Origin of the sequence: Microbacterium sp. SL75, from assembly GCF_026625865.1 — a bacterium.
Classification (GTDB): domain Bacteria; phylum Actinomycetota; class Actinomycetes; order Actinomycetales; family Microbacteriaceae; genus Microbacterium.
Window position 1 is genome coordinate 1,197,019 of the sequence record NZ_CP113067.1, and the last position, 22,081, is coordinate 1,219,099.

At 69.5% G+C, this 22,081-nt stretch carries 22 protein-coding genes; 16 read left to right on the forward strand and 6 right to left on the reverse strand.

Annotated features, from left to right (window positions below; translation table 11 throughout):
- Positions 1-224: 224 nt before the first annotated feature.
- Positions 225-1,151 (forward strand): nuclear transport factor 2 family protein, encoded by a 927-nt coding sequence (locus OVA17_RS05485; RefSeq protein WP_267788706.1) that lies wholly within the window; start codon positions 225-227, stop codon positions 1,149-1,151.
- Positions 1,152-1,183: 32 nt separating this feature from the next.
- Here OVA17_RS05485 and OVA17_RS05490 read toward each other — a convergent pair whose 3' ends face one another.
- Positions 1,184-2,374: an ROK family transcriptional regulator gene (locus tag OVA17_RS05490; protein WP_267788708.1), complete on the reverse strand. Its 1,191-nt coding sequence runs from the start codon at positions 2,372-2,374 to the stop codon at positions 1,184-1,186.
- Positions 2,375-2,524: 150 nt separating this feature from the next.
- Between OVA17_RS05490 and OVA17_RS05495 the strand changes: the two genes are divergently transcribed.
- From OVA17_RS05495 to nagA, 8 genes are all read left to right on the forward strand, one after another.
- Complete coding sequence (locus OVA17_RS05495; protein ID WP_210075409.1) at positions 2,525-3,295, forward strand: amino acid ABC transporter ATP-binding protein; 771 nt, start codon at positions 2,525-2,527, stop codon at positions 3,293-3,295.
- A 61-nt stretch (positions 3,296-3,356) separates the two neighbouring features.
- Positions 3,357-4,310, forward strand: coding sequence for a glutamate ABC transporter substrate-binding protein (locus OVA17_RS05500; protein WP_267788709.1), 954 nt, complete (start codon positions 3,357-3,359; stop codon positions 4,308-4,310).
- Between the two features lie 78 nt (positions 4,311-4,388).
- A complete protein-coding gene (locus OVA17_RS05505; RefSeq protein WP_267788711.1) occupies positions 4,389-5,033 on the forward strand; it encodes an amino acid ABC transporter permease in 645 nt (214 codons plus the stop codon).
- Positions 5,030-5,896 carry an amino acid ABC transporter permease gene (locus OVA17_RS05510; RefSeq protein ID WP_267788712.1) on the forward strand — a complete coding sequence of 289 codons (867 nt, stop codon included), beginning with the start codon at positions 5,030-5,032 and terminating at the stop codon, positions 5,894-5,896. The genes OVA17_RS05505 and OVA17_RS05510 overlap by 4 nt, the downstream gene beginning before the upstream one ends.
- A 35-nt stretch (positions 5,897-5,931) precedes the next feature.
- The gene (locus OVA17_RS05515) at positions 5,932-6,939 is read left to right on the forward strand and encodes an asparaginase (RefSeq protein WP_267788714.1); all 1,008 of its coding nucleotides are present in this window, start codon (positions 5,932-5,934) and stop codon (positions 6,937-6,939) included.
- Positions 6,903-8,696 (forward strand): copper homeostasis protein CutC, encoded by a 1,794-nt coding sequence (locus OVA17_RS05520; protein WP_267788716.1) that lies wholly within the window; start codon positions 6,903-6,905, stop codon positions 8,694-8,696. The genes OVA17_RS05515 and OVA17_RS05520 overlap by 37 nt, the downstream gene beginning before the upstream one ends.
- On the forward strand, positions 8,693-9,463 hold the full coding sequence (locus OVA17_RS05525) for a glucosamine-6-phosphate deaminase (protein ID WP_267788717.1): 771 nt from the start codon (positions 8,693-8,695) through the stop codon (positions 9,461-9,463). Before OVA17_RS05520 ends, OVA17_RS05525 begins: the two co-directional genes overlap by 4 nt.
- Positions 9,460-10,590, forward strand: coding sequence for an N-acetylglucosamine-6-phosphate deacetylase (nagA, locus tag OVA17_RS05530; RefSeq protein ID WP_267788718.1), 1,131 nt, complete (start codon positions 9,460-9,462; stop codon positions 10,588-10,590). The genes OVA17_RS05525 and nagA overlap by 4 nt, the downstream gene beginning before the upstream one ends.
- Here nagA and OVA17_RS05535 read toward each other — a convergent pair.
- From OVA17_RS05535 to pdxH, 3 genes are all read right to left on the reverse strand, one after another.
- Entirely contained in the window at positions 10,574-11,734 is a 1,161-nt protein-coding gene (locus OVA17_RS05535) for a GTPase family protein (protein ID WP_267788719.1), read from the reverse strand. The two genes, nagA and OVA17_RS05535, sit on opposite strands and share 17 nt — an antisense overlap.
- 114 nt (positions 11,735-11,848) lie before the next feature.
- The gene (locus OVA17_RS05540; protein WP_267788720.1) at positions 11,849-12,652 is read right to left on the reverse strand and encodes a formate/nitrite transporter family protein; all 804 of its coding nucleotides are present in this window, start codon (positions 12,650-12,652) and stop codon (positions 11,849-11,851) included.
- 108 nt (positions 12,653-12,760) lie between these two features.
- Positions 12,761-13,402 carry a pyridoxamine 5'-phosphate oxidase gene (pdxH, locus tag OVA17_RS05545; protein ID WP_267788721.1) on the reverse strand — a complete coding sequence of 214 codons (642 nt, stop codon included), beginning with the start codon at positions 13,400-13,402 and terminating at the stop codon, positions 12,761-12,763.
- Positions 13,403-13,540: 138 nt separating this feature from the next.
- Here pdxH and OVA17_RS05550 point away from each other — a divergent pair, with 138 nt between their 5' ends.
- From OVA17_RS05550 to OVA17_RS05575, 6 genes are all read left to right on the forward strand, one after another.
- The gene (locus OVA17_RS05550; protein ID WP_267788723.1) at positions 13,541-14,182 is read left to right on the forward strand and encodes a TetR/AcrR family transcriptional regulator; all 642 of its coding nucleotides are present in this window, start codon (positions 13,541-13,543) and stop codon (positions 14,180-14,182) included.
- Between the two features lie 164 nt (positions 14,183-14,346).
- Entirely contained in the window at positions 14,347-15,213 is an 867-nt protein-coding gene (locus tag OVA17_RS05555; RefSeq protein ID WP_267788725.1) for an ABC transporter substrate-binding protein, read from the forward strand.
- A 2-nt stretch (positions 15,214-15,215) separates the two neighbouring features.
- A complete protein-coding gene (locus OVA17_RS05560; protein WP_267788727.1) occupies positions 15,216-16,022 on the forward strand; it encodes an amino acid ABC transporter permease in 807 nt (268 codons plus the stop codon).
- A complete protein-coding gene (locus OVA17_RS05565) occupies positions 16,019-16,786 on the forward strand; it encodes an amino acid ABC transporter ATP-binding protein (protein ID WP_267788729.1) in 768 nt (255 codons plus the stop codon). Before OVA17_RS05560 ends, OVA17_RS05565 begins: the two co-directional genes overlap by 4 nt.
- 46 nt (positions 16,787-16,832) lie before the next feature.
- Positions 16,833-18,389: a gamma-glutamyltransferase family protein gene (locus OVA17_RS05570; RefSeq protein ID WP_267788731.1), complete on the forward strand. Its 1,557-nt coding sequence runs from the start codon at positions 16,833-16,835 to the stop codon at positions 18,387-18,389.
- A gap of 100 nt (positions 18,390-18,489) precedes the next feature.
- Complete coding sequence (locus OVA17_RS05575) at positions 18,490-19,566, forward strand: alkene reductase (protein WP_267788733.1); 1,077 nt, start codon at positions 18,490-18,492, stop codon at positions 19,564-19,566.
- Between the two features lie 53 nt (positions 19,567-19,619).
- Here OVA17_RS05575 and OVA17_RS05580 read toward each other — a convergent pair whose 3' ends face one another.
- On the reverse strand, positions 19,620-20,174 hold the full coding sequence (locus OVA17_RS05580; protein ID WP_267788734.1) for a dihydrofolate reductase family protein: 555 nt from the start codon (positions 20,172-20,174) through the stop codon (positions 19,620-19,622).
- A gap of 364 nt (positions 20,175-20,538) precedes the next feature.
- On the opposite strand from OVA17_RS05580, the gene OVA17_RS05585 reads away from it, so the two are divergent.
- The gene (locus OVA17_RS05585) at positions 20,539-20,709 is read left to right on the forward strand and encodes a hypothetical protein (RefSeq protein ID WP_267788736.1); all 171 of its coding nucleotides are present in this window, start codon (positions 20,539-20,541) and stop codon (positions 20,707-20,709) included.
- 128 nt (positions 20,710-20,837) lie between these two features.
- On the opposite strand, the gene OVA17_RS05590 is transcribed toward OVA17_RS05585, so the two are convergent.
- Complete coding sequence (locus OVA17_RS05590; RefSeq protein ID WP_267788738.1) at positions 20,838-22,064, reverse strand: DNA adenine methylase; 1,227 nt, start codon at positions 22,062-22,064, stop codon at positions 20,838-20,840.
- Positions 22,065-22,081: the final 17 nt, after the last annotated feature.

Sequence of the window (22,081 nt, forward strand, 5' to 3'; positions counted from 1 at the left end):
CTGATGAATCCGCCCAGCGTCGACCGCCGTCGCCACGAATCCAACCTCGGGGTCAGTACCTGACGATCAGGTGCGTAGGTGTGCGCGTGGCGAAATCTTGCGATCCTGCCGCTGCGCGCCGAGCCGCCGACCGCGTGCTCGCGTCTCCACCGGTCACCGTCGCCGAGAGGACCACGAGTCGACGCAACGGTGACACATCGATCCGCACTGTGTAGGAGAAAGTCATGTCCCCCTTCACCCCCGGAATCACCCGCGCGACCGCCCTGGTCGCCGGGGCAGCCCTCGTCGGCGTTCTCGTCGTGGCCGCGCCCGCCGATGCTTCGCCGACCGGAGCGTCCACGGCGACGGCCGTCGACCGACAGGACGTCGGCGCCGAGGAGGTCAATGCGTGCCTCATCCGCACGCTCTTCGCCACGACGTTCACCGACCCCGACAGCCCGTTCGCTCGGGCGATCGCGGGTCAGCTCGTGGCTCCGGATGCCGTGACCCACGGCAGCGGATCAGCCTCGGGCCCCGAGGGTCTCCTCACCCAGTTCGCGGCCGACCGGGACCGCATTCCCGGCGCGCAGGCCGTGATCAAGCACCTCGCTTCCGATGGAGACCTGGTCGCGGTGCACTGGCAGATCGCCCCCGACCCGAGCGACGAGCGCCGCGGCGACGCGGCCGTCGACCTGTTCCGCCTCCGGGACGGCAAGATCGTCGAGCACTGGTCGCTCGACCAGGCGATTCCCACCGGCACCCCGGCCAGCGGCAACACGAACACGATGTTCAGCGACCTGTACCGCCCGTCGCGGCCCACCGCGCCCCCGACCGAGCAGCAGGAAGAAAAGAACCGTCTCTTCGCCGTCTCGGCGTATGACACGCTGTTCCGCGACAAAGACGTATCGATCCTCGATCGCGCGTTCGACCCCGCCTATCTGCAACACAACTCGGTCGCCCCGAACGGCACCGCCGCACTGAAGCAGTTCTTCTCGAGCGGGGTGCAGTTCCCGGCGCAGCAGTCGGTCATCTCGCTATCGGACGGCGACATCGTCTGGACGTTCTCGCAAGCCGTTGGGGCGAAGCCCGACGACCGGCTGCTGGCTTCCGATCTGTTCCGAGTCGACGGCGGGTTGATCCGCGAGCACTGGGACGTGGTTCCGGCGAGCTGACGCTGCGACGACGGAGACGCGGCCCTCGCGGGCTAGGAGCGGGCCGAGACCCGCAACGACGAGCGTGCAGCCTCGGTCCCGAACACCGCGTCGAGAAACAGCCGCGCCGCGCCGAGGATGCCGCCCGTGCGCGCGTGACGCGGCACGGCGACCTCGAGGTTCTCCGTCGCCATCGGCAGGCAGTCGGCCCAGAGCTTGGATTTGATCGCGGCTATGAAGACGTCTGACGCGCTCAGCGAGCCGCCGACGACGAGGCGGTCGGGGGTGAAGAAGTTGACGATCGTGGCGAGGACTCCGCCGGTCATACTGCCGGCCTCGCGCAACAGGCCGGTGGCGAGAGCGTCACCGTTACGGGCCAGATCGATCACGGTCTCGACATCCGAGACGTCGCGTCCGGCCTCCTGCGCCGCGCGGGTGAGAGCCGATCCGCTCGCCACGGCATCCAGGCAGCCGACACGCCCGCACGAGCAGGGAACGGGCGCGGCGCCGGGCACGGTCACGTGGCTGATGTCACCGGCCGCCCCACTCCGACCCGTGTAGAGCTGTCCGCCTGCGACGACCCCCGACCCGATGCCCGACCCGGCCTTGATGAACACCTGGTTGAGCGCCTCGGGGTCGCCACCGACGAGCTCGCCGACCGCCATGCAATTTGCATCGTTGCTGGCGAGGGCGGGCACTCCGAGGACCTCGGAGAGAAGGGCGGCGACGTCGACGTCGTGCCAGCCGGGCATACGCGACGGCGCGACGAGCCGGCCGGTCTCCGCCGACACCGGTCCGGGCAGCGCGATCGCTGCACCCGTCACCGTAGGAGCGCCATTCGCCTCGGCCAGAGCGTCGAGTTCTCTCGCGACGCGGCGGAGCACGGCATCCGGGCCCTCCACCAGATCCAGCACGAGGTGGCGATGGGCGAGGGGGGTGCCGGCGTAGTCGACGAGCCCGACCGTGCTGCGCTCGACTCCGAGATCGATGCTGGAGACCGTGCCGAGGTCGCCGCGGATGGCGAGACGGCGGGGTCGGCGACCGCCTCGCGAATCGTCGGTGCCGTCTTCGACGATGACACCGGACGCGATCAGCGGATCTACGCGTGCCGTGACGGTCGAGGGCGACAGCCCCGTGTGCGCGGCGAGCTCGGCGCGCGATCGTGCGGCGCCCGTGCGCAGCGGCGTCAGCACCGCGAGGGTCTGCGAGCTGAAGGACGGCAGGGCGACGGATTGAGACTGCACCCCTCCAGCTTAGTCCAAACTTGGAGTATCTGTCTCGAATTATCTCTGTAACATGGCGTTGTTAGTTTGATTTCACCAACGACGCGGAAATCTCCTCCCGCGTCGGCTGTACCCGACATCGCGGCGAGTCCGCGGGAAGGATCTGCGCCCGTGTCGACGCCCGCATCACCCTCCGCCCCGGCGGCGGCGCCCCTCGTGGCGGTCCGCGAGGTGCAGAAGCACTTCGGTGACCACCACGTGCTCAAGGACATCGATCTCGACGTCGCCCGCGGCGAAGTCGTCGTGATCGTCGGCCCGTCGGGCTCGGGCAAGTCGACCCTCTGCCGGTGCCTCAACCGTCTCGAGACCATCACTTCGGGCACCATCACGATCGACGGCGTGCCCCTGCCGAGCGAAGGCCGCGGTCTCGCCGACCTTCGCGCCGAGGTGGGCATGGTCTTCCAGTCGTTCAACCTGTTCGCGCACCGCACGGTGCTCGACAACGTCGCCCTGGCCCCGCGCATCGTGTCGAAGGTGCCGCTGAAGAAGGCACGCGAAGAGGGTCTCGCCCTGCTCGACCGCGTGGGCATCGCCGACAAGGCCGACCGCTTTCCCGGCGAGCTCAGCGGCGGTCAGCAGCAGCGCGCCGCGATCGCCCGCGCGCTGGCGATGAAGCCCAAGCTCATGCTGTTCGACGAGCCGACCTCGGCCCTCGACCCCGAGATGGTCAGCGAGGTGCTCGACGTGATCACCTCGCTCGCCGAAGAAGGAATGACGATGGTCGTCGTCACGCACGAGATGGGTTTCGCCCGGCGTGCCGCCGACCGCGTCATCTTCATGGACGACGGCCGCATCGTCGAAGACACCACCCCCGAGCGCTTCTTCACCCGCGCCGAGAGCGACCGCGCGCGGGCGTTCCTGTCGAAGATCCTCGCCCACTGACATCCTCCCCGCCCCCGACGCGGCTCGCTCCGCACGCACCAGCAACCGAAAGGCAGTACCCGTGATCTCCTCTCGCTCGATCCTTCGCCGAGGCCTCGTCCTCTTGGCGTCCGCGGCCACGGTCGCGTCTCTCGCCGCGTGCTCGTCCGGCACCGCGGCCGTCCCCGGGTCCGACCCCAGCGCCTCGGCCAAGGCCAGCAGCCTCGAAGAGGTCTACGCCAACGCCCCCGTCGCCGACGCCGCGGCCCTCATCCCGGACTCGACGATGGCCAAGATCAAGGCGCGCGGCAAGCTCATCGTCGCGGAGGCCCTCGACGCTCCCCTGCTGTCGCAGCAGGACCCCACCAACCCCGAAGACGTCCAGGGCTTCGACGCCGACCTCGCGAAGATGCTGGCCATCTACATCCTGGGCGAGCCCAACGTCGAGATCGTGCCGCCGGCATCCGAGACGCGTGAGGCCCTCCTCGCCAACGGCACCGTCGACGTCGTCTTCAACACGTACACGATCACCGAGAAGCGCGCCGAGCAGGTCGACTTCGCGGGCCCGTACCTCGAGTCGGGTCTGGCCGTCGCCGTCCGCAGCGACAACACCGACATCAACGGCATCGACGACCTGGGCGGCAAGACCGTCATCGTCGGCGCGAACACCCCGGCCGTCACGGCCGTGCCCGAGAAGCAGCCCACCGCGACCATCGTGAGCTTCGCCACCGACCCGCAGGCCCTCCAGGCCCTGACCCAGGGCCGCGGCGACGCGTACGTGCAGGACTTCACCCTGCTCGCGAGCCACGCCATCGACGACAAGAGCATCAAGGTCGTCGGCCAGCCCTTCACCAGCGAGGCGTACGGCATCGGCCTGAAGAAGGACGACGCGCAGTTCAAGTCGTTCATCAACGACTGGCTGAAGAAGATCCAGGACGACGGCTCCTGGGCCAAGATCTGGGACGCCACCCTGGGCTCGGCCGTCGAGACGAGCGCTCCGACTCCCCCCGCGATCGGCAGCGTTCCCGGCTCCTGAGCCACCGACCGACCGGCGCCCGTTCCGCACATGACGGGCGCCGGTCTCCCTCTTCCCTCCCGCTCTCCTGAGGACCCCATGGACTTCTTCGCCTCGAGCGCCGGACCGACCGCGCAAGCGCTCGGAACGACGATCCTGCTCGCCGTCTCGGCCGGCATCGGGTCGATCGTGCTGGGCACGCTCGTCACCGCCGCGCGCATCAGCCCCGTGCCGGTGCTGCGCTGGGCCGCCTTCGCCTACGTGCAGTTCTTCGTCAACGTGCCGCTTCTGGTGCTACTGGTGCTGGCGGTCTTCGCCTTGCCGGATGCCGGATTCCTCCTGCCCCTGACCCCAACGGCCATCATCGTGCTCACTCTCTACGAAGCGGCGTATGTCGCCGAGGCCGTGCGAAGCGGAGTGAACACCGTGAGCCGGGGCGAGATCGAGGCCAGCCGGGCGCTGGGCTTCTCGCTCGGTCAGACGCTGCGCGTGCTCGTCATCCCCCAGTCCTTGCGGGCCGCGATCCAACCGATCGGCAACGTCATGATCGCCCTCACCATGAACACCGCCCTGGCCGCCGCGGTGGGCGTCGTCGAGCTGACGAGCGCGGCCAACAAGCTCAACCTCGTCGAGGCTCAGCCCATCCTGATCTTCACCGCGGCGGGGCTCATCTACATGGTGCTCGCGCTGGCGATCGGCCTCACCGCCGGCCGCCTCGAGAAGAAGCTGAGGATCCGCCGATGAACTCCACCCTTTCGCTCTACGACGAGCCGGGGCCCCGCACCCGCCGACGCATCCTCATCTGGTCGGTCGTCAGCGCCGTCGTCATCCTGGGTCTGATCACCCTCGCCCTCGTGCAGTTCGCGTCGAAGGGCCAGCTCGACAGCGACCGCTGGCTGCCGTTCCTCGACATCGCGATCTGGGAATACCTCGGCGTCGGTCTGCTCGGCACGCTGCAGGCCGCTGCCCTGACCGCCGTGTTCGGCTTCGTGCTCGGCCTGCTGCTCGCGCTCGGGCGCCTCAGCCGCGTCCGCTGGATCAGCTGGCTCTGCACCGCCTACATCGAGATCGCCCGTACGGTCCCCGTGCTGCTGCTGATCTACCTCATGCTGTTCGGCCTTCCCCAGCTCGGCCTGAACTTCCCGGTGCTGTGGAAGCTCGTCATCCCGCTCACGATCGCCAATGCCGCAGCCTTCGCCGAGATCATCCGTGCGGGCGTCCTCGCCCTCCCCCGCGGGCAGGCCGAAGCCGGTCTCAGCCTCGGCATGACCCGCTGGCAGGTCGACCGCAAGGTGGTCCTTCCGCAGGCCCTGCGCTTCGTCGCGCCTTCGCTCGTGGTGCAGCTGGTCAGCCTTTTGAAGGACACCTCGCTGGGCTACATCGTCGCGTTCACCGAACTGCTGTACCGCGGCCAGGTGCTGTCGAGCTTCAACGGCCTGCTCATCCAGACCTTCGTGGTCGTGACCGTGATCTTCCTCGCGCTCAACGGCGGCCTCTCGGGTCTCGCCGCCCGCCTGCAGAAGCGACCGGGCCGCCGCAGCCTCGCGACCCCCGCGAAGGTCGCTCCGGCCGGTCTCACCACCCCGAACGCCCCCGTCGACCGCTGACCCGCCCTTCCGCCCCGGCATCGAAAGAACCACCCATGACGTCCCTTCCCCCCGTCCCCTCCCCGCTGGCCGACCTCGCCGTCGTCATCCGTTCGGGTGTCGTCGAGAGCCGCCACCTCGGGTCGATCGCGGCCCTGGCGGCCGACGGATCGGTGGCCTGGCAGACCGGAAGCGGTGAGCAGATCCTGCCCCGCTCCACGGTCAAGCCCGTGCAGGCCCTCACCTGCCTGCTCGCCGGTGCGGACATCGACGGCGCCGATCTCGCTATCGCCGCGGGCAGCCACACCGGCGAAGACGTGCACGTCGACGTCGTTCGCGACCTGCTGACCCGTGCGGGCCTCGACGAGAGCGCCCTCGCGTGCCCGGTCGACTGGCCCGAAGACGAGCCCACGCGCGAACGCCTCATCCGCGACGGCGAGCAGCGCTCACGCGTGCGCATGAACTGCTCCGGCAAGCACGCCGCGATGCTCCTCGCGTGCGCGGTCAACGGGTGGGACACCGCGACCTATCTCGACCCCTCGCACCCCCTGCAGCAGCTCGTGCGGTCGACGCTCGAGCGCCTCTCGGGCGAGACGGTGGCGCACGAAGCCGTCGACGGGTGCGGGGCGCCCCTGTTCAGCGTCTCGCCCCTCGGCATCGCCCGCATCTTCCGCGCCCTCGTGACGGGCGCCCCCGGCACGCCGGAGCGGAGAGTGGCGGATGCCATGCGGTCGTACCCCCGCTTCGTCGGCGGCGACCACCACGCCAACACCGACGCCATGCTGCGCGTACCGGGGCTGCTGTCGAAGGGCGGCGCCGAGGGGGTGATCGGCATGGCGACGGCCGACGGGGCTGCGGTGTCGATGAAGATCCTCGACGGCAACCCCCGCGCGACGACGCTCGTCGCCCTCACCGTCCTCGAAGCCCTGGGCGCCGACATCTCGGGCGCGGGCGACCTCGTCGAGCTGCCGATCCTCGGCGGCGGGGTCCCGATCGGCTCGATCGAGGTGGGTCGCGACGTGCGGGAGTGGCTCGACGCCTCGGCAGCGAGCGCCGCACCGTGACGACCGCCGCAGACCCGGCATCCCTCGCCGAGAAGTCCTCCACGCGCGCCCGCGCCCTCGTGGAGATCTGCGTCGACGACCTCGCAGGGGTGCTCGCCGCCGAGCGGGCGGGCGCCGATCGCGTCGAGCTGTGCGCAGACCTTCTCGAGGGGGGCACCACCCCCAGCTTCGGGATGATCGAGTCGGTCCTCGCCTCGGTGCAGCGCGTGGGCGTGCAGGTCATGGTCCGCTCACGCGGCGGAGATTTCGTGTACTCCGCCGACGAGCTGCGCGTGATGCAGACGGACGCGCGCGCCATCGCCGTCCTCGCTCGGACCAGCAGCGTGCCCGTGGGCATCGTCTTCGGAGCACTCACCGCCGACGGGCACGTCGATGAACAGGCTCTCGATGCGATCCGCGCGGCGGCTGGCGAGGTGCCGATCACCTTCCACAAGGCTTTCGACGACACCGCCGACCTGTTCGACGCTTACGACACCCTCGCCCACCACGGCGTCGTCCGCGTGCTCACCTCGGGCGGCAAGGCCACGGCCCGCGAGGGAGCCGACGTGCTCGCCGGGCTCCGCGCGCGGTCGGAGGGCACCCGGATGCCGGCGGTGCTCGTCGGCGGTTCGGTCCGGGCCCACAACGTGGCGGCGCTCCTCGAGCGCACCGGCGCCCGCGAGGTGCACCTGCGCGCGCAGGTCGAGTCCGATCGCGGGCACCTCGTCACCGACGAGTCCGCGATCCGCGAGACGGTCCTCGCCGTGACAGCGAACACCCTCGCGTCGCACCCGGCCGTGATCGCGGTCGACATCGGCGGCACCTCCGCCAAGGGCGCCCTCGTCGACATCGACGGGCACGTGCTGCAGAGCTCCCGCGTCGCGACCGGCGGCTCGGGAGCCGAGACGGTCACGCGCATCGCTGAGCTCCTCAACGATCTCATCGCGGGAGCCGAGAGCCTGGGCCGCTCGGTCGTGGGGGCGGGTGTCGTCAGCCCTGGTCTCATCGACAGCGCCACCGGCACCGTCCGTTACGCCTCGACGCTCGGATGGACCGACGTCCCCCTCGCCGGGCTCCTGTCGGATGCCACCGGGCTCCCCGTCGCCGTCGACCACGATGTGCGGGCGGCCGGTGCGGCCGAACGGGCCTACGGCGCCGCCGCCGGTTCGCGCAACGTCGTCTTCGCGGCGATCGGCACCGGGGTCGCGGCATCCCTCACCTCCGACGGACGGGCCGTCGAGGGGGCCATCTCCGGGGCCGGCGAGCTCGGTCACATCCCGGTGGTGCCCGGCGGCGAGCTCTGCGCGTGCGGTCAGCGCGGCTGCCTCGAGGTGTACTTCTCGGGCGCCGGCCTGGCCCGGCGGTACGCGGCGAGCGCCCCGCTGCTCGACGGAGAGACTCCGGATGCCGCGTCGATCATCGCCCGCGTCGACACGGATCCCGTCGCCGCCCGCGTCTGGTCGGAGGGGCTCGACGCCCTGGCCACGGGGCTCGCGACCCTCACCCTGCTCGTCGACCCCGAGGTGATCGTCCTCGGCGGTGGCGTCGCGCAGGCCGGGGACGCGTTCATCGAGCCCCTGCGCGAACGGCTGACCGCGGCGCTCGCGTGGCGAGAAGCCCCCCGGTTGACGACCGCGGCCCTGGGCACGCACGCCGGCCGCATCGGGGCCGCGATGCTGGCCTTCGAGGCCGCGCAGCGACCCGAGGTCACCCGCTCGTGGACCGCACCTGTCATCCTGGCTGAGCCGACCACCCCTCGAACGGAGGCCCGCTCGTGACCGAGATCGCGATCGTGCAGAATCAGGCGGATGCCGGCCGCATCGCCGCCGACCTCATCGTCGCCGCGCTGAATCGCCGCAGCGACCCGACGCTGGGACTCGCGACCGGCTCGACACCCCTGCCGGTGTGGGCGGCCCTGGCGGAGCGCTCCCTCGACCTCTCGGCCGTGCGGGGTTTCGCCCTCGACGAGTACGTGGGCCTGCCCGCCGGACACCCCGAGAGCTACCGCGCCGTGGTCGATCGCGACATCGTCGGCCGCCTCGGACTCGACCCGTCGCTCGTGCGCGTTCCGGGCGACGACGGGGGTCCGCTGGCCGAGGCCGGCGAGCGGTACGAGGCCGCGATCGCCGCGGCCGGCGGCATCGACCTGCAGATCCTGGGCATCGGCCGCACCGGGCACATCGGGTTCAACGAGCCGGGCTCGTCGCTCGCCTCGCGTACGCGCCTGAAGGCGCTGACGCCCGCGACCCGCGCCGACAACGCACGGTTCTTCGACAGCATCGACGACGTGCCCACGCACTGCCTCACCCAGGGCATCGGCACGATCCTCGACGCGGGAGTGCTCGTCCTGCTCGCGTTCGGCGAGTCGAAGGCCCCCGCCGTCGCCGCGGCGGTCGAAGGGCCGCTGACCTCGTCGTGCCCGGCATCCGCGATCCAGCTGCACCGGCGGGCCGTGGTCATCGTCGATGAGGCGGCCGCCTCGCAGCTCGAGCACCGCGACTACTACCGCTTCGCCTGGGACCACCGCGAGATCGCCTCGGCATGACCGCCGACCTTCTGCTCACGGGCGCCCGGGTGGTCGACGCGCGGCGCGACCTGCCCGACGCCTGGGTGCGGGTGCGCAGCGGTCTGATCGCCGAGGTGGGCACGGGGCTCGCTCCGAGGGCGTCCGAGCGCATCGACCTGGGCGGGGCGACCCTGACCCCCGGCCTGATCGACCTGCACGTGCACGGCGGCGGCGGGCACGCCTTCGACGACGGAACGGATGCCATCACCGCCGGGGTCGCCGCGCACCGCCGCCACGGTACGACGGCGACCCTCGTGAGCCTGGTCTCGTCTCCGCTCGACGTCCTGCGTCGGCAGCTCACTCACGTCGCCGTCGCACGACGGACCGATCCCGCGATTCTGGGCGTGCATCTCGAGGGCCCCTGCCTCTCACCCGCCCGGCGCGGGGCGCACGACCCCGGCGCGCTCGCTCTCCCCGACGGACCCGTCCTCGACCTCGTGCGCGATGCCGAGCCCGGCCTCATCCGGCAGGTCACCCTCGCGCCCGAACTCCCCGGAGCTCTCGACGCGATCACGGAGCTCACCGCCCGCGGCATCCGCGTCGCGATCGGCCACACCGAGGCCGATTACGCCCTCACGCGCGAGGCGATCGCGCGTGGCGCCACCCTGCTCACCCACGCGCTCAATGCGATGCCCGCGATCGGCCACCGGCTGCCGGGTCCGGTGCCGGCCGCTCTCGAGGACGACCGCGTCACCCTCGAGCTCATCCTCGACGGCGTGCACGTTCACCCCGCGGTCGCCCGCATGCTGCTGACCTCGGCGCCGCGCCGGGTGGCCCTGATCACGGATGCCATGGCCGCCGCCGCCCACGCCGATGGCGCGTACCGCCTGGGCGAGCTCGACGTTCACGTCGCGGACGGCCGCGCGTTGCTCGACGACGGCGTCACGATCGCGGGGTCGACGCTGACGCTAGATCGCGCGGTGCGCGCGGCCATCGTCGACCTGGGTCTTGCCGCGTCGGATGCCGTGGGAGCGGCGACGGCCGTTCCCACGGCGGCGCTGGGCGACCCCGCGCGCGGGCTCCTCGAGCCGGGAATGCGCGCCGACCTCGTCGCGTGGGACGCGGACTGGAGCGTGCGGAAGGTGTGGCTCAGCCCCTCTTCGTGACGCGCCGCTCCACGAGCTTGCGTGCGACGTCCATGAAGCTGGGTGCATACTTCGCCCACTCCTGGTCGAGCTTGCGCACGTCGATCTTGCCGGTGTGCAGCAGTTCGCAGATCTTCAGCCAGCTCTCGCCGGTCGCCGCCGTCAGCGCCCCCGCGACCGCCGCGTTCACGACGATCCCGGCGCCCGGGATCAGCTTGAGGAAGCTCGTCGCGAGCGCCCGCCCCGCCACCTGCACACCGAACTGCGCGAGCGCGCCGGCCGAGAGCATCGTCTTGACCTCGAGGTCGTAGATCGCGGCGATCCGGCCCATCATCGTCAGCTGGATCGGCGCCAGCGTGACAGCATCCGAGACAGGAAGCGGAACGGTCGCAGCCCCCGCTGCGGCCGCGGCCGCCGCGGCGATGATCGGCCGCGCCATCTCCCTCTTCCACGGGAGGTTGAGTCGCTGTGCGATGCGAAACGCGTCCTTGTCGCGCTCGGGGGCGAGCTCGAGGGTCTGCGTGACAAGGTCACCGAGGCCGTGCCCCTTGCCCTTCCCGTTCTTGTCGCGGGTCGAGGTGAGGACGACCTGCCGGTAGGGGATGCGCAGTCGTTCACCGGTGTTCGGGTCGACGGGGTCGTTGAGCCACTCGACGAACGCCTCCAGATCTTTCGCGATGCCCTGGTGCCCGGTGAGGGGGTTCTTGATCCAGTCGACCTTCGTCAACACCAGGATCACCGGCAGCCCCCGCGCGTCGAGCTCGCGGATCATCGCGATGTCGGCCGGGGTCAGCCGATCGTCGGCGGCCCGCACGCAATACCAGACGACCGAGATCTGGTGGTCGCCGGGGTGGGCGGCGATCGCGTCGAGGTGGGTGCGCAGCTGCTGATCCGGCGGAACGGGCGAGCCGATCTCGAACCCCTCGACGTCCCAGATACCGAGCGAGTCGTCGCTGTAGAAGTGCACGCCGCGCGTGACCGGCAAGCCGCGCCCGACCTTCGCCCAGTCGCGCCCGAACACCGCGTTGACCAGCGACGACTTGCCCACGCCCGAAGCGCCGACGATCGCGAGATTGAACCGTCCGTATCGCGACTTCGCCTCGGACGTCGCCTGGACGAACGCCTTGTCGTCGAGCTGATGCGCGTCGGTGTTCTTCTTCGCCATGATCTGGCCCTACCCCCGATGATTCGCGTCGCGACCCGCGTGCGCGGGATGGATCGAATCTACGGGGCGAGGTGCCCGACGCCGTTTTCGGCCGTACCCCTTGCGCGCGAGGGCTCAGTCGGGCCTGCGCTGCTGGAACAGCTCCTTCGTCCGCAGGAGGCGCAGTGCCGTGACCAGCAGCATTCCGCCGAGCACGTTGAACAGCAGGGTGTACCCGAACCACCCCAGCCACTGCAGGTAGGTGATGTCGGCCCCGGATTGGATCGCCCCGAAGATGAGCAGCGAATCCAGGATCGAGTGGAACAGCTGCAGCCCGGCGAGGAGGAACCCCCCGATGACGGTGGCGACGATCTTGGCGGGTTCGGAGTCGGTGCCCTGCTGCATCCGCGTCATGAGCGTGATGGTGCTGCCGCCCAGGACGGCCAGCACGATGCTCTGCAGCCCGAACGGAGCCTCGACGTAGTGGAGCGCGGATTCGGCGAGGGTGTCGTTCCACTGCGGGAACGCGGTGGTCAGCAGCCACATGAAGACCCACCCGCCGACGAGGTTCGCCACGAGGGTGCCGCCCCAAAGCCGAGCGAGGTGACCGATCGTTCCCTCGCGGGCGACCAGCGCGGCGATGGGCATGAGGAAGTTCTCGGTGAACAGCTCACTGTGCGCGAGGAGCAGGGCGATGAGCCCGATGCTGAACGCCACGCCGGCCAACAGGTGATCGCCCGTCTGGTGCAGCACCGCGAGGTACGCGGCGACGCCGAGGCCCACCTCGAGCCCGCCGAAGAACCCGGTGATCAGCACGATGCGCCAGGGTCTCTGCAGACGTTCCGCGCCCTCGGAGACGGTGGCGTCGAACGATTCGGCCAGCTCGTCCTCGACGACCTCGTCGGATTCGCCGACCTCGCGGCGTCTGTCGTCGCTCACCGGGGGCTCTGTCGTGTGCTCATGCCTCACTGTCGCTCTCGATCCGCGACCGCACAACCCGGCTGCGCGCGAGTCTTGGCGCGTGTACAGGGCGGGCGCCCCCACGCGTCACGGCTGCCGCCGCGACCCCACCCACCCGTCGTCATCCCGCGTGAACACGACCCGATCGTGCAGTCGCGACCGCCGGCCCTGCCAGAACTCGATCTCGCGCGGCTCGACCCGGTATCCGCCCCAGTGCGGTGGCCGCGGCACGACCTCATCGTCGGCGAACCGGGCGGTGACCTCGGCCATGTGCTCTTCGAGAGCGGCTCGGGATGCCACGGGCTCCGACTGATGGCTCGCCCACGCCGACAGTTGCGAGCCGCGCGGCCGCGACGCGAAGTACGCGTCGTCGCGCTCCGGCGGCATCGGCGTGGCCGTACCAAGCACGATGACCTGTCGCTGCAGCGCGTACCAGGGGAACAGGATCGACACCGCCGGGTTCCCGGCGAGCGCGCGGCCCTTCCGTGACTGCCGGTTGGTGAAGAAGACGAGCGCCCCGTCGTCGTCGATCCCGCGCAGCAGAACCGTGCGCGAGGTGGGCCGGCCCTCGGCATCCACCGTCGACACGACCATCGCGTTCGGCTCGGGCTGGTCCGTGGCATCCGTCAGCCACTGCTGCAGCAGCTCGAAAGGTGAGGCCGAGAGGGCGTCGTCATCCAGCTCGGCGAGCGTGTAGTCGAGCCGGTGGGCGAGGGGGTTCTCGGTCATCGCGGGTCCTCCGGTGGGTGGCTGGGACCCCAGCGTATGACGACGCGGCAGAGACCGGATCGCCGATAAGAGGGACATGTCGGCCCCCGGTAACGCCCCGGTCCGGGGCTCCGACCTAGCGGCCGATAGAATCGCCGCATGGAAGAGGGGGGAACGCGGCAGCAGATTCTCGTGCACGCGGCCCGCCTGTTCGGCCGTCACGGGTATCACGGCACCACGACGCGAGAGATCGCCGATGCCGTCGGCATCCGGCAGCCGTCGTTGTTCTACCACTTCTCTGCGAAGCACGTCATTCTCGCCGAGCTGGTCGACGCCGACCTCGCGCAGACCTTCGGTCGGTTGCAAGAAGCTCGCGACCTCGACGCGTCGTGGGCGGAGCGGTTCCACTACTTCCTCACGATCAGTTCGCACGACTATCTGACGCTGCCGTACGACGCGCGGGGGTATTACAGCGATGCGATCTTCACCGAGCCGGAATTCGAGACCCAGCGCGGCGAGATCTCGCGCTTCCACGACGAGGTGCGCGCCCTCGTCGAGCACGGCATGACGGCGGGCGAGTTCATGGCGATGGATGCCGAGTTCGTCCAGCGCGCGATCACCGGCCTGCAATTCGAGGGTATGCGCGAGCGCGAGACGAATGCGTCGGCGCCGGTCGCCCACCGCCCCCTTCAGGTGTCGGATTTCATCCTGCGCGCGGTGCTCGTCGATCCTTTCCGTCTCGAGGACGTGCGTTCTGCGACCCAATCGCGCCTCGAGGGCGCGGTCTCTTTCTCGCAGTAGTCCCCGCCCCTTTCCCCCGACTTTTCTCGGGGGTGACACCGTCGCGAAATGCGGGCGCAACACGCGCCCTCTATCAATTGATAGACGCATTACCTATCACTTGATAGCCTGCTCCGCACGTCACTCCCGAGGTGGCGGAGCATCGAGCATCGACGGAGATTTCCATGCACACCACCACTCGCATCGCCGCAGTCGCCGCGGTCGCCGGTATCGCCGCCCTCGGCCTGGCCGCGTGCTCCTCGAGCCCGGCGCCGGCAGCAGACACGGCATCCGCTATCACGACCGTCGCTCCCACCGCCCTGCGGTCGGCCGGCAAACTGTCGATCTGCACCACCAACCTGGGCTCGCCCCCGAACATCAGCACCGACGAGTCGGGCAACCTCGTCGGCAGCGAGATCGACCTGGCCAAAGCGGTCGCCGGTCGCCTCGGCCTCACGCCCGACTTCGTCACGGTCGACTTCTCGGCGCTCATCCCGAGCCTGCAGGCCAAGCAGTGCGACGTCATCATGGCCTCGCTCTACATCAAGCCCGAGCGCAAAGAGGTCGTCGACTTCGTGCCGTACCTCACCTCCGCCACCGGCGTCGCGGTGAAGCAGGGAGCGGATGCCGGCATCACCGGCCTCGACGACTCGCTCTGCGGCAAGAAGGTCATGGTGACCGTCGGAACCACCGCTCAGGATCTCGCCGAGAAGCAGTCGACGACCTGCACCTCCGAGGGCAAGAAGCCCCTCGACATCAGCACGAACAACCAGGCCACGGTGGGCTTCCAGCAGCTGGTCAGCGGACAGCTCGACGCGTACCTCGACGCGGCCGAGCTGATCGGCTACTACCAGAAGCAGGGCACCGCGGGCATCGAGATGGTGGGCGACCCGACCGACGCGATCGACATCGGCGCGGCCACCCTCAAGGACAACACCGCGCTGCACGAGGCCATCCAGAAGGCCTTCGACGACCTCGTCTCGACGGGCGACTACGAGAACATCCTCCGCACGTGGGGGCAAGAGGCCCTCGCGTACAACGGAAGTAACTGACGGTGAACTTCGACTGGGGCTTCTTCTGGAAGAACCTGCTCACCCCGGGCGCGCCCTTCCTGCAGGGGCTCGCGCTGACGGTGCTCATCTCGGTGCTCGCGATGGCCGGCGCGCTCGTCGTCGGTCTCGTGATCGCGATGATGCGGCGCTCGACGTTCGCGCCGCTGCGCGTGATCGCGAGCCTCTACATCTGGTTGATCCGCGGCACCCCGCTGCTCGTGCAGCTCGTGATCATTTACACGGGGTTCGCCGCGGCGAACGTCTTCCGCTTCAGCGACGTCGATCTAGGCGGCATCCTGATCAAGGCCGCCATCCAGGCCGCGATCGTCGGGCTGATCATGAACGAGAGCGCGTACATCTCCGAGATCATCCGCGCCGGCCTCGACTCGGTGCCGGTCGGTCAGACCGAGGCGGCGCAGGCGCTAGGCATGTCGGGGATATCGGCGATGCGGTGGATCATCCTGCCCCAGTCGCTGCGGCTGATGGTTCCCCCGCTGGGCAACTCGTTCAACGGGCTCATGAAGAGCACGTCGATCTTGAGCGTCATCGGCGTCTCGGAGATGTTCCTGGTCACCCAGAGCATCAGCGCCGCGACCTTCCGCACCTTCGAGATCTTCGCCGTCGTCGCGATCTACTACCTCGCCCTCACCACGATCTGGACGATCATCCAGAGCGCGATCGAGAAGAAGCTCAACGCCCGGGTCGGCATCGTGACCACGGCGTCTCCGTGGCAGCGACTGTTCGGGGGGCGTCGGTCGGCGCCCCTCACTCCCGTCACCGCCCTCTCCGACTCGGGAGTCCTGAAATGACCGATCCCCTCGTCAGCGCGAAGAACGTCTCTCGCGAACTCGGCGGACGCCGGGTGCTCGACAACGTCTCGTTGGACGTGCAGCCGGGCGAGGTCGTCGTGCTCGTCGGCCCCTCGGGCGCCGGCAAGACGACGTTCCTGCGCACGATGAACAGCCTCGAGAGCATCGACGACGGCGACCTGATCGTCGCGGGCCAGCCGATGGGCTACCGGATCGCGCCGAACGGTCGACGCGTGCCCGCCACGAAGTCGGCCCTCCGGCAGCAGCGGCAGGAGATCGGGTTCGTCTTCCAGCACTTCAACCTCTTCCCGCACATGACGGCGCTCGAGAACATCTGGCACGCCCCCGTGCGCGTCCGCGGTGTCGCCAAGGGCGAGGCCGTGGCGCAGGCGCAGGCGCTGCTCGAACGCGTGGGATTGGGCGACAAGGCCGATGCCCGCCCGAGCAAGCTGTCGGGCGGTCAGCAGCAGCGCGTCGCGATCGCCCGGGCTCTCGCGATGAAGCCGCGACTGATGCTGTTCGACGAGCCGACCAGCGCCCTCGACCCCGAGATGATCGGCGAGGTGCTCGACGTCATGCGCGAGCTCGCCGCCGACCACATGACCATGGTGGTCGTCACGCACGAGATGGGCTTCGCGCGCGAGGTCGCCGATCGGGTCGTGGTGATGGATGCCGGAGCGATCATCGAGGTCGCCCCGCCCAGCCAGCTGTTCGGCTCGCCCGAACACCCGCGCACGCAGGCGTTCCTCTCGAAGATCCTGTGACGCCCTCCCCCTGCACCGCCCCCGCACGATCGATCGAGGAACACCCATGTCTCGCACGCCCCTGACCGGCGCCATCGCCACCCCACACGCCGACGCCACCCGCTCCGCCGAGCAGGCGTTCGCCGGCGGCGGCAACGCGATCGACGCCGCCCTCGCGGCCGCGGCCACGCTCAGCGTCGTCTACCCGCACAACGTCAGCATCGGCGGCGACCTGATCGCCCTGGTCCGCGACCCCTCGGGGCGCACGCGCTGCGTGAATGCCTCGGGCCCCGCGGCATCCACCGTCGATCGCGACGCCATGCGCGCAGCGCACGGAGAGGTCTTGCCGTACCGGGGCATCGACACGGTGACGGTGCCGGGGGCGATCCGCGGGTGGGACGTGCTGCGGCGCATGGGCGGTCGTCTCGAGTGGGGCGAGATCTTCACGGATGCCGTGGTGGCAGCGCGCGAGGGCGTGCCGGTGTCGCGCTCGCTCGCCGCCGCCTTCCGCGAAGAAGAGGCCGCGATCGGGTTCGACGCGGGATTCCGCGACACGTTCCTCGCCGAGGGCCTGCCCGCGCAGGGCGATGCCCTCGTGCAGCCCGTGCTCGCCCGCACCCTCGAGGCGATCCGCGACGGAGGCGCCGCGGCCCTGTACGACGGCGAGCTCACCGCCGGTTTCGTCGACGGCCTCGCGCGTCTCGGCTCGCGCATCGGGGCGGCCGACCTGCTCCTCTTCCACCCCGAGGTCGTCGAACCGCTGACCACCGCGTTCGGCTCGTACCGCGTGCTGACGAGCCCGCCCAACACGCACGGTTTCGTGTTGCTGCGCGTGCTGCGCGAGCTCGAACGGCACGGCATCGCCGACCCCCTCGGCGCGGACTTCGGGCGCATGATGGAGCGCTTCTTCGCGGCCAACCTCGTGCGCGACGAGCTGCTCGCCGACCCGCGGGTCACCTCGGGAGACGTCGGCGAGCTGCTCGACGGCGACGCCTCCGCGCGCGGCGACGAGCCCGTGCTGCCCGGCTTCCGCCGCCCCCGCGGCGACACGGTCGGCATCGCGGTGTCGGACTCGTCGGGGTGGTCGGTCTCGCTCATCCAGAGCGTCTACCACGCGTTCGGAGCCGCGGTGGTGGAGCCGTCGACGGGCATCCTCCTGCACAACCGCGGCACCGGCTTCTCGCTCGACCCCTCGTCGCCGAACGCCCTCGCACCCGGAAAGCGCCCGCTCCACACCCTCATGCCGGTGATGGTCGACGACGCGACGGGCTTGCGCTTCGTCTCGGCGACGATGGGCGGCCAGGGCCAGCCGCAGATCCACGCCCAGACGCTGCTGCGGGCGATGGCCGGAGCGACCGCGCAAGAGGCGGTGTCGGCGCCGCGCGCGATCGTGGGCCCGCAGCGCGACGGCGACCGCCCCTCTGACGTCTACGTCGAGGGCAACCTGTCCGCACCGGCCCGCGCATCACTCGAGGCGACGCACCTGCACCTCATCGAGACTCCGGATGCCGACGAGCTCGTCGGCCACGCCAACCTCGTCATCGTGGCGGCAGACGGTGGCCTGGACGCCGGCAGCGACCCGCGCTCGGATGGGGCGGCGAGCGTGCGGGGGTATGCGGGCTGAGGTTTTCTCTGGCACGCCTGAGAATTCGTGCGTTCCTGGAATGCCCGTCGAGGTCATCGGGTTGGGGGACTCGGTTCTGTTCCCCCACGAAAGGACACCCATGAGCCTGTTCAGCCCCACCACCGTCGGAGACATCGGCGTTCGCAACCGCGTCTCGCTCGCCCCGATGACCCGCCTGCGCGCCGGCGCCGACGGCGTTCCCGGGCCCATCGTCGCGAAGTACTACGCGCAGCGCGCCGGCATCGGCCTGCTGGTCACCGAGGGTGTCTTCCCGAGCGACGAGTCGCGCGCGTACCCGGGTCAGCCGGGCATCGTGACCGATGCTCAGGCCGCGGGCTGGGCCAAGGTCGCCGACGCCGTGCACGCCGAGGGCGGCACCGTCTTCATGCAGCTCATGAACGGCGGACGCGTCACGCACCCCGAGATCACCGGCACCGACCGCATCGTCGCCCCCTCGGCGATCGCGATTGAGGGTGACACGCGTCTGGCCGACGGCACGAAGGTCGCCTACGCCACCCCGCACGCGCTCGAGACCGCCGAGCTCACCACCGTGCGCGACGAGTTCGTCGCCGCCGCCCGCAAGGCCGTGGATGCCGGCTTCGACGGCGTCGAGCTGCACAGCGCCAACGGATACCTCCTGCACGAGTTCCTCTCTCCCGCCTCGAACCAGCGCACCGATGCCTACGGCGGATCGCCCGAGGCCCGCGCCCGCTTCGTCATCGAGGTCGCCCAGGCCGTCGTGGCCGAGGTCGGTGCCACGCGCGTCGGCATCCGGATCTCGCCCGCGCACAACATCCAGGACGTGTGGGAGAAGGACGACGCCGAAACCCGCGCCACCTACGAAGCGCTCGTGTCGGGCCTCGCTCCCCTGGGCCTCGCCTACCTGAGCGTGCTGCACGCCGACCCCGCCGGCGACCTGATCCAGGACCTCCGCCGCACCTTCGGCGGCACGGTCATCGTCAACAGCGGCTTCTCGAGCGTCACCACGCGCGACGAGGCCGTCTCGGTCGTCGAAGACGGAATCGCCGACCTGGTCGCCGTCGGCCGCCCCGCCATCGCCAACCCCGACCTCGTGACGCGCTGGGAGCAGGGCGCCGACGAGAACGAGGTCGACCAGGCCTCGGTCTACGGCGGCGACGAGCGCGGCTACACGGACTACCCGTTCCTGCAGGCGTAAGCCGTCCTGCTTCTGGGGCCTCGCGCGATTCGATCGCGCGGGGCCCTTCCGTATTACACCGGCCGATAGCGCTGCACGCTCGCGCCCGAGCGGAACGCTCGCTGCTCGATCAGCTCGAGCCTCAAGTCGACGCCGTCGAGCAGCCGAGGCCCGCGCCCCGCAATGACCGGGTGCACGACGAACGTGTACTCATCGATCAGCCCGTGCGCCGCGAGAGTCGCGGGGAGCTTCACTCCACCGAGCGAGATGCCTCGCCCCGGTTGCTCCTTGAGCCTTCGGACGGCGTCTACGACGTCGCCCCGGATGAGTTCGGCGTTCCAGTCGACTGCGTCGAGAATCCCGGATGCCACGACCTTCCGCATCGGATCCATCACCTCCGAGAACGCGACCTCACTGTCGTCCATCCAGTCGGGCCACTCCCCCGATTCCGGTCGGCGCCACGCGCCCTCCATCAGCTCGTAGGTGACACGGCCGTAGAGGAGGGTGTCGGAGCGGCGCAGCTCGTCGGTCCAGAACGCCATCGACTCGTCGTCGGGTGGGAGGCCCGCCTCGTGATGGACGCAGCCGTCGAGGGTGACGTTGATGGCGTAGCGGAGGGGCTGGGTCATGCCGCTAGCTTCCTCGCTGGGTCCCGTCAGCGGAAGAGCTTTCTGCTGCCCTCGCGAACCGCGCCGCCCGCCCGCGAACGCCTCTGCCAGTTCCGCCGGCTCGCTGTCGTCCATCGCCACCACGACTTGCGTGAAGGAAGCGACGAGCGCGCCCCACACCCACAACCCGACCTCCAGAGTGCACTACTCGTCGTTGACGGACACGACTGAGACATCACCTGTGAAGGACAACACGACGCGGGCGGGCGCGTGCATGAGCACCGACCCCAGCAGGGCCACTCGTTCGCGTCCAAACACTTGAGCCGCGCCGAGACGAATACACCGGCGTCTCCGCCCGGCACGACCCGCGGCATGAAGGAAGCACATGGAGCCGACGACTCCCGCCGCTCCACGAATTCAGCTCGATCTGATCCCGGATGCCGTCCAGCAGACGACGCTCAAGACCTGCGACGACCGGATGCACGACGAACGTGAACTGGTCAATGAACCCCCCAATGCCGAAAGTGTCATGAGCATATTCACTCCGCCCAGGTAGATCCTCAGCACGTTGTTTCCTTTGATTGGAAAACGGTCTCGACGACCTCGCCACGGATGAGATCGGCCGTTCAATCAACCTCGGCGACGCGCAGCGGCGGTGGGATCGGACCCTCGTTAGAGGGCAACCTAGGATGCTGCGGCCTCGCTGAGGCGGGACGCTGTCGATCCTGCGTTCAGACCGTCCTTGGTAGCTGGCGGGGTATTCATAGCCACAGCAATCATGCCTTGCTTGGGCCGCAACACGATCACGGCCTCCTTCAACTTTCGACGACCACCGCGAGCATCCTCGGAGCGACCCCCCAGCGTACTGTGCGTTGAATCAACCAGGGTGCTCGTCACATGCCATTGCGCTTTTGCCAGCTCGACTATTTTGGCCGCGCTCAACCCGTTACTCGAATTCCCATCCGGGAAGGTGATCATTACCTGACAGCCTCGGAGCCTCAGAACCTGAAGAAGCCCGGTCAGACTTTGCACCGCGGCCGTTCGACGACTGAAATCCGAGGAAGCACGATCGCCTCGCGCGGGCGCCCGCCCCGCGCCCGAAACAGTGTCCCATCCGCCCCGAGCGATTCCCTCCAGCACATGGTAGAAGCGACTGTACTGAACAGACGAATACGGCGGATCACAGAAGGCAAGGTCGCCTTCAGACAGCGTGCCGGCGACGGCCTCCGCGTCTGACACTCGAGCGTGTCCGCGGACTCGAGCATGACGAGGCGCGAGGGCATCGAGTTGGCGCTGAACTTCGCCAAATGCATCACGCTTCCAAGCAGCACGAATGTACGGTAGGAGAGTTCCTGTCGGCTGGAAAGGCTGGGCAGTATGGCCGGGGGCGGCAGCGCAGGCACTCGCTGCGCGTATGACCGCTGCGAGGGCCAGCGTCCGGATCTCCAAGTCCTCGGGCATGCCGCTCAACATGTGGTCGAAAGCGAGCGCTTGAAGAGGCGCGAAATAGTGTCCTCCATAATGTCGAGTGAGTCGTCGCCCTTCGACCTCACTCGCCCGTTGACGAGCGACGCGCACTGAATGTGCCGAGAGGACAGTCTCCTCAATTCGCAAGCGGGCAACGACGGCGTCATCGTCATACTGTTTCCGAGCAGCGGCCAACCACGAGGAAATCACCAATGACTGCTCGAGCGAGCGCACTCGCTCGACGATCACTGCCGAGAGCACCTTTGAGTACGTTTGTAGATCTGCGCTGAGCACCGGACGAGCAGCGCGCTCTGCTACGAAGTGCCCAACGGATCCGGCCCCGGAGAACAGATCAACGAACCGGTCAGCACCTTCGGCCTCCTCCAGAACAAGATCTCCGAGCGAACCTCGCAGGAGCGCGGACTTGCCGCCCATGTACTTCATTACCTGGTCGCCTCACG

Coding starts and splice junctions, on each gene's coding strand:
- OVA17_RS05485 (WP_267788706.1), top strand. CDS start 225: ATGTCCCCCTTCACCCCCGGAATCACCCGCGCGACCGCCCTGGTCGCC.
- OVA17_RS05505 (WP_267788711.1), top strand. CDS start 4,389: ATGGACTTCTTCGCCTCGAGCGCCGGACCGACCGCGCAAGCGCTCGGA.
- OVA17_RS05510 (WP_267788712.1), top strand. CDS start 5,030: ATGAACTCCACCCTTTCGCTCTACGACGAGCCGGGGCCCCGCACCCGC.
- OVA17_RS05515 (WP_267788714.1), top strand. CDS start 5,932: ATGACGTCCCTTCCCCCCGTCCCCTCCCCGCTGGCCGACCTCGCCGTC.
- nagA (WP_267788718.1), top strand. CDS start 9,460: ATGACCGCCGACCTTCTGCTCACGGGCGCCCGGGTGGTCGACGCGCGG.
- OVA17_RS05535 (WP_267788719.1), bottom strand. CDS start 11,734: ATGGCGAAGAAGAACACCGACGCGCATCAGCTCGACGACAAGGCGTTC.
- pdxH (WP_267788721.1), bottom strand. CDS start 13,402: ATGACCGAGAACCCCCTCGCCCACCGGCTCGACTACACGCTCGCCGAG.
- OVA17_RS05550 (WP_267788723.1), top strand. CDS start 13,541: ATGGAAGAGGGGGGAACGCGGCAGCAGATTCTCGTGCACGCGGCCCGC.
- OVA17_RS05555 (WP_267788725.1), top strand. CDS start 14,347: ATGCACACCACCACTCGCATCGCCGCAGTCGCCGCGGTCGCCGGTATC.
- OVA17_RS05565 (WP_267788729.1), top strand. CDS start 16,019: ATGACCGATCCCCTCGTCAGCGCGAAGAACGTCTCTCGCGAACTCGGC.
- OVA17_RS05570 (WP_267788731.1), top strand. CDS start 16,833: ATGTCTCGCACGCCCCTGACCGGCGCCATCGCCACCCCACACGCCGAC.
- OVA17_RS05575 (WP_267788733.1), top strand. CDS start 18,490: ATGAGCCTGTTCAGCCCCACCACCGTCGGAGACATCGGCGTTCGCAAC.
- OVA17_RS05580 (WP_267788734.1), bottom strand. CDS start 20,174: ATGACCCAGCCCCTCCGCTACGCCATCAACGTCACCCTCGACGGCTGC.
- OVA17_RS05585 (WP_267788736.1), top strand. CDS start 20,539: ATGGAGCCGACGACTCCCGCCGCTCCACGAATTCAGCTCGATCTGATC.
- OVA17_RS05590 (WP_267788738.1), bottom strand. CDS start 22,064: ATGAAGTACATGGGCGGCAAGTCCGCGCTCCTGCGAGGTTCGCTCGGA.